14 protein-coding genes are annotated in these 14,410 nt (G+C 64.9%); 10 read left to right on the top strand and 4 right to left on the bottom strand.

The features are described from left to right. Positions 1-2,544 (top strand): translation initiation factor IF-2, encoded by a 2,544-nt coding sequence (infB, locus tag HDC35_RS08120; RefSeq protein WP_184645545.1) that lies wholly within the window; start codon positions 1-3, stop codon positions 2,542-2,544. A gap of 52 nt (positions 2,545-2,596) precedes the next feature. After that, entirely contained in the window at positions 2,597-3,007 is a 411-nt protein-coding gene (gene rbfA / locus HDC35_RS08115; RefSeq protein WP_184645543.1) for a 30S ribosome-binding factor RbfA, read from the top strand. A gap of 84 nt (positions 3,008-3,091) precedes the next feature. Here the strand turns inward: rbfA and HDC35_RS08110 are convergent, their stop codons facing one another. Then, entirely contained in the window at positions 3,092-4,522 is a 1,431-nt protein-coding gene (locus HDC35_RS08110) for a wax ester/triacylglycerol synthase family O-acyltransferase (RefSeq protein ID WP_184645541.1), read from the bottom strand. Positions 4,523-4,584: 62 nt separating this feature from the next. Between HDC35_RS08110 and HDC35_RS19835 the strand changes: the two genes are divergently transcribed. The 8 genes from HDC35_RS19835 (at position 4,585) to pnp (ending at position 12,373) form a co-directional block, all read left to right on the top strand. Further along, positions 4,585-5,601 carry a bifunctional helix-turn-helix transcriptional regulator/GNAT family N-acetyltransferase gene (locus HDC35_RS19835; protein ID WP_221438178.1) on the top strand — a complete coding sequence of 339 codons (1,017 nt, stop codon included), beginning with the start codon at positions 4,585-4,587 and terminating at the stop codon, positions 5,599-5,601. Between the two features lie 42 nt (positions 5,602-5,643). Next, positions 5,644-6,246, top strand: a complete 603-nt coding sequence (locus tag HDC35_RS08100) for a thymidine kinase (RefSeq protein ID WP_184645539.1) — start codon at positions 5,644-5,646, stop codon at positions 6,244-6,246. A 46-nt stretch (positions 6,247-6,292) separates the two neighbouring features. Next, the gene (locus tag HDC35_RS08095; protein ID WP_184645537.1) at positions 6,293-7,570 is read left to right on the top strand and encodes a M20/M25/M40 family metallo-hydrolase; all 1,278 of its coding nucleotides are present in this window, start codon (positions 6,293-6,295) and stop codon (positions 7,568-7,570) included. Continuing rightward, on the top strand, positions 7,570-8,118 hold the full coding sequence (locus tag HDC35_RS08090) for a GNAT family N-acetyltransferase (protein WP_184645535.1): 549 nt from the start codon (positions 7,570-7,572) through the stop codon (positions 8,116-8,118). Before HDC35_RS08095 ends, HDC35_RS08090 begins: the two co-directional genes overlap by 1 nt. Before the next feature lie 70 nt (positions 8,119-8,188). After that, the gene (locus tag HDC35_RS08085; protein ID WP_221438177.1) at positions 8,189-8,593 is read left to right on the top strand and encodes a DUF6491 family protein; all 405 of its coding nucleotides are present in this window, start codon (positions 8,189-8,191) and stop codon (positions 8,591-8,593) included. A 33-nt stretch (positions 8,594-8,626) separates the two neighbouring features. After that, positions 8,627-9,580, top strand: a complete 954-nt coding sequence (truB, locus tag HDC35_RS08080; RefSeq protein WP_184645533.1) for a tRNA pseudouridine(55) synthase TruB — start codon at positions 8,627-8,629, stop codon at positions 9,578-9,580. A gap of 24 nt (positions 9,581-9,604) precedes the next feature. Next, positions 9,605-9,874 (top strand): 30S ribosomal protein S15, encoded by a 270-nt coding sequence (gene rpsO, locus HDC35_RS08075; RefSeq protein ID WP_184645531.1) that lies wholly within the window; start codon positions 9,605-9,607, stop codon positions 9,872-9,874. Between the two features lie 192 nt (positions 9,875-10,066). Further along, positions 10,067-12,373: a polyribonucleotide nucleotidyltransferase gene (gene pnp, locus HDC35_RS08070; protein ID WP_184645529.1), complete on the top strand. Its 2,307-nt coding sequence runs from the start codon at positions 10,067-10,069 to the stop codon at positions 12,371-12,373. A 315-nt stretch (positions 12,374-12,688) separates the two neighbouring features. Here pnp and HDC35_RS08065 read toward each other — a convergent pair whose 3' ends face one another. From HDC35_RS08065 to HDC35_RS08055, 3 genes are read right to left on the bottom strand one after another with little or no spacing between them, the layout of a single operon-like run. Next, on the bottom strand, positions 12,689-13,222 hold the full coding sequence (locus HDC35_RS08065) for an SRPBCC family protein (protein WP_184645527.1): 534 nt from the start codon (positions 13,220-13,222) through the stop codon (positions 12,689-12,691). After that, positions 13,206-13,601, bottom strand: coding sequence for a helix-turn-helix transcriptional regulator (locus tag HDC35_RS08060; protein ID WP_184645525.1), 396 nt, complete (start codon positions 13,599-13,601; stop codon positions 13,206-13,208). Before HDC35_RS08060 ends, HDC35_RS08065 begins: the two co-directional genes overlap by 17 nt. A 48-nt stretch (positions 13,602-13,649) precedes the next feature. After that, on the bottom strand, positions 13,650-14,339 hold the full coding sequence (locus tag HDC35_RS08055; RefSeq protein WP_184645523.1) for a hypothetical protein: 690 nt from the start codon (positions 14,337-14,339) through the stop codon (positions 13,650-13,652). Positions 14,340-14,410: the final 71 nt, after the last annotated feature.

Raw genomic sequence — 14,410 nt, 5'->3', positions numbered from 1 at the left:
ATGAGTGACGAACAGGACAAGCCGACCCTTACCCGCAAGCCCCTGGGGCTGAAGCGGACGGTCGAGGCCGGACAGGTGCAGCAGCAATTCAGCCATGGCCGTCGCAACACGGTGGTGGTCGAGGTGAAGCGTCGCCGCGTGATCGGCCGTCCGGGCGAAGCCGCGCCGGCACCCGAGGCCGAAGACGTCGAGGCCGCTCCGGCGCCGGCGCCTGCCCCCACCCCTGCGCCCGCTCCGAAGCCGGCCGCGCCGAGGGCGAGCGAGAATGACAGCCTGATGACGCGTCAGGAACGTCAGGCGCAGCTGCTCCGCGAGGCCGAAGAGGCGCGTATGGCGGCGCTCGAGGAAAATCGCCGTCGCGACGAAGCCGCGCGCGCCCGCGCCGCCGAAGAAGAAAAGGCCCGCGCCGAAGCGCGTCAGGAACAGGCCGCCGCCAAGGAGGCCGAGCCGGCTCCCGCCGCGCCTACCGCCGCCGAACCCGCCGCCGAAGCGCCGGCGGCCGAAGCGCGCGACGAGGCGGCGCCTGCTGCGCCGCGTCCGGCCGCGAGCGCGGCTCCGGCTCCGCGCCGCTTTACCCCGGTCGAGGCGCCGAAACGTCCCGAACCGAAGCGCCCCGAGCCCAAGGCCGCCCGCGGCACCGACAATCGCCGCCAGTCGGGCAAGCTGACCGTCACGCGTGCACTTAACGAGGATGAGGGCGCGCGGGCGCGCAGCCTGGCCGCCTTGAAGCGCGCGCGCGAAAAGGAAAAGCGTTCGCACATGACCTCGTCGGGGCCGCGCGAAAAGCAGGTCCGCGAAGTCGTCGTGCCCGACAGCATCACGGTGCAGGAACTGGCGAACCGCATGGCCGAAAAGGGCGCCGACCTGGTCAAGGCGCTGTTCAAGATGGGTATGCCGGTGACCGTCAACCAGACGATCGACCAGGATACCGCCGAGCTGCTCGTCACCGAATTCGGGCACGAGATCAAGCGCGTCAGCGAAGCCGATATCGACATCCGCCACGACGAGGATGTCGACGACGCCGCGCAGCTCAAGCCGCGCGCGCCGGTAGTCACGATCATGGGCCATGTCGATCACGGCAAGACGAGCCTGCTCGACGCGTTGCGCGGCGCCAATGTCGTCGCGGGCGAAGCCGGCGGCATCACCCAGCATATCGGCGCCTATCAGGTGAAGGCGAAGGACGGCAGCCTTATCACCTTCCTCGATACGCCGGGCCACGAAGCCTTTACCGAGATGCGCCAGCGCGGTGCCAACGTGACCGACATCGTGATCCTGGTGGTGGCGGCCGACGACGGCCTCAAGCCGCAGTCGATCGAGGCGATCAGCCATGCGAAGGCGGCGGGCGTGCCGATCATCGTCGCGATCAACAAGATCGACAAGGAAGGCGCCAACCCGCAGCGCGTCCGCGAACGCCTGCTCGAACACGAGCTGGTGGTCGAGGAAATGGGCGGCGACGTCCAGAATGTCGAAGTGTCGGCGCTGAAGAAGACCGGTCTCGACAAGCTGCTCGATGCGATCGCGTTGCAGGCCGAGATCATGGAGCTGAAGGCCAACCCCGATCGCAACGCCGAAGGCACGGTGATCGAGGCGAAGCTCGACAAGGGCCGCGGCCCGGTCGCGACGATCCTCGTGCGCCGCGGCACGCTCAACGTGGGCGACATCTTCGTCTGCGGCGCCGAAAGCGGCCGCGTCCGGGCGCTCGTCGACGATCACGGCAAGCAGATCAAGGCCGCCGGACCGTCGATGCCGGTCGAGGTCCTCGGCCTCGGCGGCGTGCCGATGGCGGGGGATACGCTCACGGTCGTCGAGAATGAGGCGCGCGCGCGCGAAGTCGCCGCCTATCGCCAGGAACAGGCGCTCAAGAAGCGGACGGCGCAGGCGCCGGTCAGCCTCGAGGGCATGTTCTCGGCGCTCGCCGACAAGGCCAAGGTGATTGAATATCCGGTGGTCATCAAGGGCGACGTGCAGGGCAGCGTCGAAGCGATCGTCAACGCGCTCAACCGCCTGTCGACCGACGAAATCCGCGTCCGCGTGCTCCAGTCGGGCGCCGGCGCGATCACCGAGAGCGACGTGACGCTGGCGGCTGCCACCGGCGCGCCGATCATCGGCTTCAACGTCCGTCCGAACGCCAAGGCGCGCGAGATCGCGAACCGCGAAAAAGTGCGCTTCATGTATTATGACGTCATCTATCACCTGACCGCCGACGTGGCGAAGGAGATGGCGGGCGAGCTGGGTCCGGAACGCATCGAAAATGTCGTCGGCCGCGCCGAGGTCAAGGATGTCTTCCCGGCCGGCAAGCGCGACAAGGCTGCCGGTCTGCTCGTGCTTGAAGGTTCGATCCGCAAGGGGCTCCACGCGCGCCTCACGCGCGACGACGTCATCGTCTCGGCGACGACCATCGCGTCGCTTCGCCGCTTCAAGGACGACGTCGCCGAAGTGCGCGCCGGCCTGGAGTGCGGTGTCGTGCTCGCCGATACGAACGACATCAAGCCGGGCGACCATCTCGAAGTCTTCGAGGTCGAGCTGCGCGAACGTACGCTATAACTATGCCATCCCTGCACCCCCGCCGGCGCGGGGGTGCAGGAGGAATTGACCGATGCGCCACAAGGAACAATCCGAAGGCCCCTCCGTCCGCGTCCTGCGCGTGGGCGAACAGGTGCGCCATGTGCTGAGCGAGATCCTCGCGCGCGGCGACGTGCACGACGATGTGCTGGCCACGCACCCGGTCAGCGTAACCGAAGTGCGCATGTCGCCCGACCTCCGCCACGCGACCGTGTTCGTGAAGCCCCTGCTCGGCAAGGATGAGGAGGCGGTGCTGAAGGCTCTCCGCACCAACACCGCCTATCTGCAGCGCGAGGTCGCGCACCGCATCCGCATGAAATATGCCGCAAAGCTCAAATTCCTCGCCGACGAAAGCTTCGATGAGGCGAGCCATATCGACCAATTGCTGCGCGATCCGAAGGTGGCGCGGGATCTCGCGGCGCCGGACAGCGAGGACAACGCCTGATGTCCGTTTGTGTCGAGCGAAGTCGAGGCAGGCTGGCACTGCGCTAGGCTGCGACGCATCTCGACTTCGCTCGATGTGAATGGGTCAGATTTTGGACTTGGATGATTTGATCCCCGCCGCCGCTTCCAGTTCGACCAGCGCTTCCTCCAGATAGTCGATCATCCGCTGTGCATGCGGCACGCTGCGGCGGCACGCGGTGATGCCGAAGTCGATATTCTTGAAGTTCGAGACCTGCGTGATGTTCATCGCCATGCCGTCGACCGGGATGCTCGCGGGATACATGCCGTCAAGCCGCGCGCCGTTCCAGTACATCTGCTCGCGCGGGCCGGGAACGTTCGAGATCGTCACCGAATAGGCCGGGAATCTGTCGGCGGTGCGCGTCAGCGCGGTGAGCATCATCGGGAAGCTGGTGATCGCGGTATAGAGCTGGATCTGCGCCGCGGTCATCGCGCGCAGCTGCGCCTTTGCCGAATTCATAGACTCCTGGATCATCGCCATGCGCGTCGCCGGATCGTCGATGTGCGTCGCGAGGTTCGCGGTGACCGAGGCGACCGAATTGCTCGAATCGATATCGTCCTTCGGGCGGATCGACACGGGCGCCATGGCTTTGAGCGGCTTGTCGGGGAGTTCGTTCAGCGATTGCAGATATTTGCGCATCGCGCCCGCGCACATGCCGAGCACCGCGTCGTTGATCGTTCCGTCATAGGCCTTGCCCACCGCGCGCACGCGTTCCAGCGACCAGCTTTGCGCGACGAAGCGGCGGGCGCCGGTGATGTTGCGGTTGAAACTGGTACGCGGCACGCCCGCAAAGGGGGTGACCAGCCCGTCGCCGCCGATGCTGAACATCGCGGCGAGATATTGGTTCATCGCCTTGGTCACCCCGACGCTGTTGCCCCATTGCTCCTTCAGGAAGTCGCCGATCGCCTTGATGTCGGTCAGGTTCGGGCGCGCAGGCTTTTTGGCGGGTGGGAAGAGACGCTTGTACGCTTCATAGGCCTCGACCGAGAGCGGCGACGCGGCGCGGCGTTCCTTGGGATCGGCCGACAGCATCGAATTATAGAAATGGATGCTCGCCGCGCCGTCCATCAGCGCGTGGTGGACCTTTTTGAAGGTCGCGATCTGGCGGTTGGGCAGGCCGGAGATCAGCGTGATCTCCCACAAGGGCCGGGTGCGGTCCAGAAGCCCCGAATGGAGCCGCGAGGCGAGCTCGAACATCTCGCGATAGCGCCCCGGCTTCGGCAGCGCCGCGGCGCGGACATGGTAATGCATGTCGATGTCGCGGTCGGGTTCAAGGCGGATCGGACCATATTGGCCGAGCGGGGTCAGCTTCAGCACCTCGCTGAACGGCCGCCTGAGGCCCTCCGACTGGCGGAGCAGCGCGAGTTGTTCGTTCAGCCATTCGGTCTCGTCGACCCCGTCGGGCAGCGTGTAAAGATTGATGCCGCCGATGTGCATCGGCATTTCGCGGCTCTCCCCCCACAGGAACATTGCGTCGGTTACCGGCATCAGGCGCATCGCAGCTCTCCCCACTGTTTATGCTGCTTCTTTTGCCGCGCAGCATGACAGGGGGCGGGATCGTGTCAAGCGGCGGCCGGCTCGTGTGGATAATAGTTGACATTGGCAACTATTTGCTCGACGAAGCGGGCATGATGCAATCAACAACTTCTTGTCCCAACCCGGCGATCGCGCCCGCCGTCGCCGCCTTGCGACGTTTCAACCGATTCTATACCCGCCGGATGGGCGCGCTCGATCCGCATTATATGGGTAGCGAGCTGTCGCTGATCGAAGCGCGCATATTCTATGAGATCGCGGTCGGCGAACCCGTTCTTGCCAAACGGATTCAGGAAGATCTGGGGGTCGATCCGGGCTATCTGAGCCGTATTGTGGGCAAGTTCACGCGGAGTGGATGGATCGCGCGTGGGCGCGGCACCGACGGACGCGAGCGGCCCATCGCCTTGACGGACGCGGGCAGGGCGGCCTTTGCGGCGCTCGATGCCCGCACCTTTGAAGAGACCGCGCGGCTCCTCGAGGGGCTATCGGAACAGGAGGTCGCGGGGCTGAGTGCCGCCGTCGATTGGATCGCCGACCGACTGGGTAACGCTAAAGGGCAGGCATATAATATCCGGACTTGGGGGGTCGGCGACATGGGCATGGTCACCGCGCGACAAGCGATCCTGTATGATCAGGCCTATGGCTGGGGGCCGCCCATGGAGGCTCTGATCGGCGAGATCGCCGCCAGCTTCATCCGCAATTTCCGGCCGGGACGCGAGCAATGCTGGATCGCCGAGCGGGCGGGACGGATGCTCGGTTCGGTCTTTCTGGTCGCCGAGGGCGAGCACGTGGCGCGGCTGCGACTGCTCTATGTCGAGCCTGAGGCGCGGGGGCTCGGGATCGGCGGCGACCTTGTCACGCGCTGCGTCGAATTCGCCCGCGCCGCAGGGTATCGCGAGATTGTGCTGTGGACGCATGCCGTTTTGACCAGCGCCCGTAAAATCTATGCGGCGCAGGGATTCGAGGTCGAGTCGGTGGAAACGCATGACGATTTCGGCAAACCCGAAGTGAGCGAAAGCTGGCGGCTGCGGCTTCGCGATTGAACGGGGTGGAACCACGTCCGTATTGATCCTAAGCATCGGCGCATGGCGAAGCTCTATTTCTATTATGCCAGCATGAACGCCGGCAAATCGACGACGCTGTTGCAGGCGGATTTCAACTATCGCGAGCGCGGCATGGAAACGATGCTGTGGACCGCCGCGCTCGACGATCGTTATGGTGTCGGGCAGGTGACGAGCCGTATCGGGCTGATGGCCGAGGCCCATAAATTCGACCCCGACAGCGACCTGTTCGCATCGGCGAGCGATGAGAACAGGCAGCGCCCGCTCGCTTGTGTGCTCGTGGATGAGGCGCAATTCCTGTCGCGGGAGCAGGTGCTCGGGCTCGCCCGGCTCGCCGACGAAGTCGATGTTCCGGTGCTCTGCTATGGCTTGCGTACCGATTTTTCGGCCGAGCTTTTCCCCGGATCGGCGGCGCTGCTCGGCATCGCCGACGCGCTCGTCGAACTGAAGGCGGTGTGCGAATGCGGGCGCAAGGCGACGATGAACCTGCGCGTCGATGAGGCGGGCCGCGCGGTGGTCGAGGGCGCGCAGACCGAGATCGGCGGCAACGACCGCTATGTCGCGATGTGCCGGCGGCATTTCATGGCGAAACGGCGCGAGGCGGCGACGTCGCTGATGCCGGCCTGATCCGGGCGCCGGTCCCGCGCGCTGTATTTTCGCGAAAGGAGAAACCATGCGTAATTTCGTGTCGCTGAGCCTCGCCGCCGCGCTGCTTGCTGTGTCGCCCGTGCAGGCGACCCCGGCTTCGCAGCCGGAGGCGGTGCTCAAGACCAAGGGCTATCGCGCGGCGGTCGAGATTCTCGACCGCGATCACGACCGGATGGTCGAGGAGATCGTCAAGCTGACCGAAATCCCCGCGCCGCCGTTCAAGGAAGCGGCGCGCGCCGCCGCCTATCGCGACATGCTCATGGACGCGGGGCTCGAAGATGTCGAAATCGACGCGGCAGGTAATGCGATGGGCGTCTATCGCGGCACCGGCCCGGCGGGCGGTCCCGCGGTGATGATCGCAGCGCACCTCGACACCGTCTTTCCCGAAGGCACGCCGGTCAAGGTCCGCCGCGAAGGCACACGCCTTCACGCTCCCGGCATCGGCGACGATACGCGCGGCCTTGCGGTGCTGCTCGCCTATGCCCGCGCGATGAAGGAAAGCGGCGTCAAGGTGAAACGGGACGTCATCTTTGTCGGCAATGTCGGCGAAGAGGGGCCCGGCGACCTGCGCGGCGTTCGCTACCTTTTGACCAAGGGGAAATATAAGGATCGGGTGAAGGCCTTTTTCTCGATGGACGGGACCGACCCATCGCGCATCGTCACCGGCGGCGTCGGGTCGAAACGCTATCGCATCACCTGGAAGGGGCCGGGTGGTCACAGCTATGGCGCCTTCGGGCTCGTCAATCCGATGGCGGCGATGAGCCAGGCGGTTGTCGATTTCTACAAGATCCCGGTCCCCGCGACACCCAAGACGACCTATTCGGCCAGCGTGGCAGCGGGCGGCACCTCGGTCAATTCGATCCCGAACGAGGCCTATATGGAGTTCGACATGCGCTCGGTGAGCCCGGCCGAACTCGCCAAGCTCGAACAAGCCTTCCTTGCGGTCGTCCAAAAGAGCGTCGAAGTCGAAAATGCGGCGCGTTCGGTGAACGAAGGGCCGATCACTGCCGATATCAAGGTGATCGGCGATCGTCCCGCGGGCGAGACCGCGGCAACCCAGCCGATCGTGCTGGGCGCCCATGCCATTATCCGCGCGAACGGCCTCGAACCGAAAGCCTCCTTCTCGTCGACCGATTCGAACCTGCCGATGAGCCTCGGCATTCCGGCGGTGACGATCGGGTCGGGCGGCGAGGGCGGGCGGGCGCACGCCCTCGAAGAGTGGATCGACGTCGAAAAGACCAAGAGCCTGAGCGGCGCGATGATCGGCCTCGGCATGCTGCTCGCGACCGCCGGGGTCCAGTGATGCGCGACGCGCTGTATGTCGAACTCGCCGACGGCGACCTGCGCCTCGCCAAGCTGGAGGAGACGCACCGCGAGGCGTTGCGCGTCGCCTGCTTCGCCGACCCCGACATCTGGCCGATCTATTCGTCGAGTTTCGATCCCGATCATTTCGATGCGAGCTTTACGGCGCTGCTCGCCCACGACAGCCGGATGCCCTATGCCATTTTCGGTGGCGAGACGCTCGTCGGGATGACCGCATGGCTGCGCCCGGACTGGTCGGCGCAGACGATCGAGATCGGCAACAGCTTCATCCATCCCGCCGCGCGCGGAACGGGCTTCAACGGGCGGCTGAAAAATCTGATGATCGACCATGCGTTCGCGGTCGGCATCCGTCGCATCGAATTTCGCATCGACGAGCGCAACAAACGCAGCCAGGCGGCGGTCGCGAAGCTCGGCTGTACCAAGGAAGGCGTGCTGCGCTCTGAACGCATCACCTGGACCGGCCATGTCCGCGATACGGGACTCTGGTCGTTGCTCGCGAAGGAGTGGGAGGGGCGGGCGGAGCGCTGAACGAGATGCTTTTGCGGGAAAATTCATCTATGCTCAGGCATCCCGCACCGCCGCAATCGAAGGATGGAGCATGAAACCACAATTGTTACTCTCGCTCGCGCTGCTCGCGATTCCTTCGGGGGCGGTGGCGGAAGAGCCGGCTAAGGAACCGCGACCGCTCGGCGTCGAGGCGGCGATCATTTTCCCCGGCAACAGCTCGATTCGCAGCTGGAAGGCGGATCGCGACCGCGGAATATGGATTCAGGACCGGCGCCGGAACTGGTTTTATGGGACCTTTATCGGGACATGTCCCAGCCTCAGCTTCGCGCAGGCCTTCGGCGTCGAGACGCGCGGCGCCGGTCGGCTCGACCGTCTGGCGTCGATCATCGTCCGGGGTGACAGCTGCCCGCTGAACTCGTTCGTCACCTCCGCGCCGCCGCCATCGAAGGAAGAAAGCGAGGCGGCGCGCAAAGCCGAAGAGGCCGCGCAAAATTGACAAACGGCATGGCGGCGCCCTAGCGGCGCTGCGATGAACGGCTGGATCATATTGGATAAACCCGTCGGCCTCGGCTCGACCCAGGCGGTCGGCGCGGTCAAGCGTGTGTGCCGCGAGGCGGGGCTGGGCAAGGTCAAGGTCGGCCATGGCGGGACGCTCGATCCGCTGGCATCGGGGGTGTTGCCGATCGCGCTCGGCGAGGCGACGAAGCTGTGCGGGCGGATGCTCGACGCGAGCAAGACTTACGACTTCACCATCGCTTTCGGAACCGAGACCGAGGGACTCGATGCCGAGGGCGAGATTGTCGCGACGAGCGATGTGCGGCCGACGCTGGCCGACGTCGAGGCGGTGCTGCCGCGCTTCACCGGGCCGATCGAGCAGGTTCCGCCGGCCTATTCGGCGATCAAGATCGACGGCCAGCGCGCCTATGACCGCGCGCGCAAGGGCGAGGCGGTCGAGATGAAGGCGCGGCGGGTAACCGTCCATTCTCTTCATCGTGCCGGACTCGATCCGGCATCTGTTGCCGCGGGCGCCGAATGGACCCCGGATCAAGTCCGGGGTGACGAAAGTAGGGATGCACTGGAATCCATCACCCTCACCGCGCATGTCTCGAAGGGCACCTATATCCGCTCCCTTGCGCGCGACATCGCGCGCGCGGCCGGCAGCGTCGGGCATGTCGCGATGCTTCGGCGGACCAAGGCGGGGCCCTTTGCGCTCGAACAGGCGATTTTGCTGGACAAATTGAACGCTTTCGGCCAAGGCGCCGCGCAATCAGAGATTATTCTGCCGCTCGAGGCAGGGCTGGTCGACATCCCGGCTCTGAACCTTTCCCCGGAAGCGGCAGGGGCGATCCGACAGGGTCGCGTCTGGACCGGGGGTAGCACGGATGACGGGCTCTATTGGGGAAGGGACAGCGATATGCGTCCCGTTGCCCTGATCGAAGCTTTGGCGGGAACGCTGAAAGTCGTCCGGGGCTTCAATCTGTAACAAGGATGTTCGAGGAAAAGAACTATGTCGATTACCGCCGAGCGCAAAGCCGAAGTCATCAAGGACAATGCCCGCGAAAAGGGCGACACCGGTTCGCCGGAAGTCCAGGTCGCGATCCTGACCGACCGCATCAATACGCTGACCGATCACTTCAAGGCGCACCACAAGGACAACCACAGCCGCCGCGGTCTTTTGATGATGGTCAACAAGCGCCGCAGCCTCCTCGACTATCTTAAAAAGAAGGACGAGGCCCGCTATCAGGCGCTGATCGCGAAGCTGGGTCTTCGTAAATAAGAGTTTCTGGCGGCCCCGGACTTCCGGGGCCGCTGTCATATTGGTCCCGCGCAATCGCGCCGGGCCGCAGGGCCGTTTCCGCATCCGGCGGGACCGCCATAGGGCAGACCGATGCCCTGAACCGCCCCGGGCCGGACTGCCCGGACACAGAGGCCCCGCCCGGCATAGGGCCCGGCGGGCGAAGGAAACCACATGTTTGACGTGAAAAAAGTATCGATCGAGTGGGGCGGCGAAACGCTGACGCTCGAAACGGGCAAGGTTGCCCGCCAGGCCGACGGCGCCGTGATGGCGACGCTGGGCGAAACGGTCGTCCTGTGCGCCGTGACCGCCGCCAAGTCGGTGAAGGACGGGCAAGACTTCTTCCCGCTCACCGTCCATTATCAGGAAAAATATTCGGCCGCCGGCCGCATCCCGGGCGGCTTCTTCAAGCGCGAACGCGGCGCGACCGAAAAGGAAACTTTGGTCAGCCGCCTGATCGACCGCCCGATCCGCCCGCTGTTCCCCGAAGGTTTCTACAACGAAATCAACGCCATCGCCCAGGTGCTGAGCTATGACGGCCACAATGAGCCCGACATCCTTGCAATGGTCGCCGCGTCCGCAGCTCTCACGATCTCGGGCGTGCCCTTCATGGGGCCGATCGGCGCCGCGCGCGTCGGTTATGTCGATGGCGAATATATCCTGAACCCGACCGACGCGCAGGTTGCCGAAGGCGATCTCGATCTGGTCGTCGCCGCGACCTACGACGCGGTGATGATGGTCGAATCCGAAGCCAATGAGCTGTCGGAAGAGATCATGCTCGGCGCCGTGCTGTTCGCGCATGACGCATGCAAGGAAGTCGTCAAGGCGATCGTCAAGCTGGCCGAACAGGCTGCCAAGGAGCCTTGGGAAATCGCATCGTCGGACGACAATGCGGCGCTCAAGGACAAGCTCAAGAAGCTGATCGGCAAGGACATTGCCGCCGCCTACAAGCTGACCGACAAGTCGGCGCGCTCGAACGCGCTCAACGAAGCGCGCGCGAAGGCGAAGGAACAGTTCACCGCCGACGGGCTCGAACCACAGCAGGTGATGGCGGGCATCAAGCTCACCAAGAAGCTCGAAGCCGAAATCGTCCGCGGCGCGATCCTGAAGGACGGCAAGCGCATCGACGGCCGCACGACGACGCAGATTCGTCCGATCGTCGCCGAAACGCATTTCCTGCCGCGCGCGCACGGCTCGGCGCTGTTCACCCGCGGCGAGACGCAGACGATCGCGACCTGCACCCTTGGCACCAAGGATGCGGAGCAGATGATCGACGGCCTCAACGGCCTGTCGTACCAGAACTTCATGCTGCACTATAACTTCCCGCCCTATTCGGTCGGCGAAGTTGGCCGCTTCGGCGCGCCGGGCCGCCGCGAAGTCGGCCACGGCAAGCTCGCGTGGCGCGCGCTGCACCCCGTGCTGCCGACCAAGGACGAGTTCCCCTATACGATCCGCCTCACCAGCGACATCACCGAGTCGAACGGCTCGTCGTCGATGGCGTCGGTTTGCGGCGGCAGCCTTGCGATGATGGACGCCGGCGTGCCGATCGCGCGCCCCGTTTCGGGCATCGCGATGGGCCTGATCCTCGAAGGCAAGGATTATGCGATCCTGTCGGACATCCTGGGCGACGAGGATCACCTTGGCGACATGGACTTCAAGGTCGCGGGCACGTCCGAAGGCATCACCACGATGCAGATGGACATCAAGATCGCGGGCATCACGAAGGAAATCTTCGAAGCCGCGCTGACGCAGGCGAAGGAAGGCCGCGCGCACATCCTCGGTGAGATGAACAAGGCGCTCGGCGAAACCCGCAGCGAATTGTCGGCGCACGCGCCGCGCATCGAGACGATGCAGATCGACAAGGCGAAGATCCGCGACGTCATCGGCACCGGCGGCAAGGTGATCCGCGAGATCGTCGCGACCACCGGCGCCAAGGTCGACATCGACGACGAAGGCCTGATCAAGATCTCGTCGAGCGACCTCGACCAGATCGAAGCCGCGCGCAAGTGGATCGCCGGCATCGTCGAGGAAGCCGAAGTCGGCAAAATCTATGACGGCAAGGTTGTCAACCTTGTCGATTTCGGTGCGTTCGTCAATTTCATGGGCGGCAAGGACGGCCTGGTCCACGTCAGCGAAATCAAGAATGAGCGCGTCGAAAAGGTCGCCGACGTCCTCGCCGAAGGCCAGGAAGTCAAGGTCAAGGTGCTCGAGATCGATCCGCGTGGCAAGGTCCGCCTGTCGATGCGCGTCGTCGATCAGGAAACCGGCGAGGAACTCGAAGACACCCGCCCGGCACGCGAACCCCGCGAACCGCGCGGCGATCGCGGACCGCGCCGTGACGGCGGCGACCGCGGTCGTGGCGGCCGCGACCGTGGCCCGCGCCGCGACGGTGAAGGCCGGAGCGACCGCGGCCCGCGCCGCGAGCGCAGCGAAGACGGTCCGGAAGACCAGGGCCATGTGCCCGACTTCCTGAAGGACTAAGTCCTTCCGCTGGCGGACAAGAGAAGGGGCTGCCGAGAGGCGGCCCTTTTTTGCTGCGATGGAATGGCGGCTGTGGGGTGGGGTGGGAAGCGGACGGTAAAATCCTCCTTGTCGCCAAGCGATGGGGAGGGGGACCGCCGCCGCAAGCGGTGATGGAGGGGCGGCGACGTCGCGCCATCAGCCCCTCCGTCAGCGCTTCGCGCTGCCACCTCCCCATGGCTTCGCCACAGGGAGGACTAGGGACCGCAACCGGTGGTTTCCCGCTATAGGGAAAGGGCTGCAGCGCATCGCTCTCCTTTCAGCATCGCAGGCAAATCAGCCGAATAGCCGCTCGGCATATTCGGTTCGCAGTCTGGTCCAATTGTCCCAGTGCGGTTCGGCCCGCGTCCCGTGTACCCGCGCTTCGAGGACGTCGAGATGCGCGTGCCAGCCGGCGCTGACATTGAGCCGCACTTCGGGGTCCTCGATCCGCTGGTGGACGATCGTCAGCAGCACTTCGTCGCCCTTTTCCTCGAGCGTGAAGGTCACGCCCCCGGTGCTGCCCCAGCTGATCGACAACAGGTGCGGCGCATCGATCCGGGTGACCTCGCATGTCATCCTATGTTCGTCGCCGAACCCATCGGGCCTCTGTCCCGGCGGGTCGGTGAGTTCGTCGTTGCGCCACACGAGTTCGACCGGCGCGCCGGCCTTTTCTTCCATCGCGCCCGCAGCAAGCCACTGACGCCGCAGGTCGCTATCGGTCAGATAGGCCCACACCCGTTCGACTGGGCCGGGCAGCAAGCGCGCGATCGTCAGCGTCGCGGGTTCGGTGAGTGTGCCGTAGCGGTCCTGGTCAAGCATCGTCGTCATCGTCATTCTCCTTCTTTCCCGGGGAGGGGTTTCTGGGGGGAGGGGGCGCCGCCTTTTCCGTGCGCAGGATTTTTTCGAGCAGGTCGAGGCGATCGGTCCAGAAGCGGCGATAGATGCCGATCCACTGGTCGGCGAGCATCAGCGGCGCGGGATCGAGGCTGCACATATGCGTCCGGCCGCGGATGTCGCGGCGGACGAGGCCGGCGGCTTCGAGTACCTTGATATGTTTCGACGCCGCGGCGAGCGACATGGCGAAGGGTTCGGCGAGTTCGCCCACGCTGCGTTCGCCGCTGGCAAGTTCGCCGAGCATTGCGCGGCGCGTCGTATCGCCGAGCGCGTGGAAGATCGTATCGAGGGCGTGCGAATCATATTCAACCATAAAGTTGAATATGACGTCCCTTTTTTCATTGTCAACCGATTGGTTGAATTATCGCGTCCGGACCCCGCCGATCCGGTTCCCCGCATCCTCGCGGTAAAGCGTCCAGTCGGCGGGGCATGTGTTCACGGCCTTGGGCAGTCCCTGCATGCCCTCGGTTACCCAGCAGTCGTTGAAGATCGAACAATAGCAGGCCCGGACCTCGAGTTTCCATCGTTCCTTGTTGAATGTCTGCCAGACTTTGTCCGAGGCAGGCGTATAGGGAAAACTGACGAACTCGATGGTTTCGCCGGGCCGCACCGCGATTCCGGTCGAAGGCGACGTCGAAAAGCGCAAGGGGGGCGCGTCGCTTTCCGTGCAGCATGTTCTGAGCAGATCGACCGGAGTGGTTATCGGTTTCCCCTCATAGCGGATTTCGATAGGGCCGAGGATCGCAGGGCCCACACCGTTGTTCGTCAGCGTTAGCGCGATGTCGCGATTGCCCTGTTCGTCCCCGTTGCTCGTCCCGAAAGTGACGAAGGGCATAACCCCTCCGGTCTGCATCTTTTGCGTCGCATCGGCCTGGACGAAGGCGAAATAGGCCAGCGCGAGCGAGGCGATGAGCGCCGGCAACCCGATCAGGAAATGCAGGGTGGTGATCAACGGCAGATAACGCAGGAGTCGCGATCCGACCTCGGCGGGGGACGGAGCGGACGTGGGTGCGGTATCGGGCGCGGTGTCGCGGTTCGGCGTCTCGGTCATTATTTTCCTCTTCGCTTCCGGTCCTGCTCGTGCCTACCGGGCCGCGCCGCATTTTCCAATGTGAGCTTGCC

Origin of the sequence: Sphingopyxis sp. JAI128, from assembly GCF_014207235.1 — a bacterium.
In the GTDB taxonomy this organism is placed as follows: domain Bacteria; phylum Pseudomonadota; class Alphaproteobacteria; order Sphingomonadales; family Sphingomonadaceae; genus Sphingopyxis.
Note: the sequence above shows the minus strand (reverse complement) of the source record. Positions and strands in the feature narration are given on the sequence as shown.

What these genes read in the sequence shown, in the direction of transcription:
- infB (WP_184645545.1), top strand. Translation starts at nt 1, where the DNA reads ATGAGTGACGAACAGGACAAGCCGACCCTTACCCGCAAGCCCCTGGGG.
- rbfA (WP_184645543.1), top strand. Translation starts at nt 2,597, where the DNA reads ATGCGCCACAAGGAACAATCCGAAGGCCCCTCCGTCCGCGTCCTGCGC.
- HDC35_RS08110 (WP_184645541.1), bottom strand. Translation starts at nt 4,522, where the DNA reads ATGCGCCTGATGCCGGTAACCGACGCAATGTTCCTGTGGGGGGAGAGC.
- HDC35_RS08100 (WP_184645539.1), top strand. Translation starts at nt 5,644, where the DNA reads ATGGCGAAGCTCTATTTCTATTATGCCAGCATGAACGCCGGCAAATCG.
- HDC35_RS08095 (WP_184645537.1), top strand. Translation starts at nt 6,293, where the DNA reads ATGCGTAATTTCGTGTCGCTGAGCCTCGCCGCCGCGCTGCTTGCTGTG.
- HDC35_RS08090 (WP_184645535.1), top strand. Translation starts at nt 7,570, where the DNA reads ATGCGCGACGCGCTGTATGTCGAACTCGCCGACGGCGACCTGCGCCTC.
- HDC35_RS08085 (WP_221438177.1), top strand. Translation starts at nt 8,189, where the DNA reads ATGAAACCACAATTGTTACTCTCGCTCGCGCTGCTCGCGATTCCTTCG.
- truB (WP_184645533.1), top strand. Translation starts at nt 8,627, where the DNA reads ATGAACGGCTGGATCATATTGGATAAACCCGTCGGCCTCGGCTCGACC.
- rpsO (WP_184645531.1), top strand. Translation starts at nt 9,605, where the DNA reads ATGTCGATTACCGCCGAGCGCAAAGCCGAAGTCATCAAGGACAATGCC.
- pnp (WP_184645529.1), top strand. Translation starts at nt 10,067, where the DNA reads ATGTTTGACGTGAAAAAAGTATCGATCGAGTGGGGCGGCGAAACGCTG.
- HDC35_RS08065 (WP_184645527.1), bottom strand. Translation starts at nt 13,222, where the DNA reads ATGACGACGATGCTTGACCAGGACCGCTACGGCACACTCACCGAACCC.
- HDC35_RS08060 (WP_184645525.1), bottom strand. Translation starts at nt 13,601, where the DNA reads ATGGTTGAATATGATTCGCACGCCCTCGATACGATCTTCCACGCGCTC.
- HDC35_RS08055 (WP_184645523.1), bottom strand. Translation starts at nt 14,339, where the DNA reads ATGACCGAGACGCCGAACCGCGACACCGCGCCCGATACCGCACCCACG.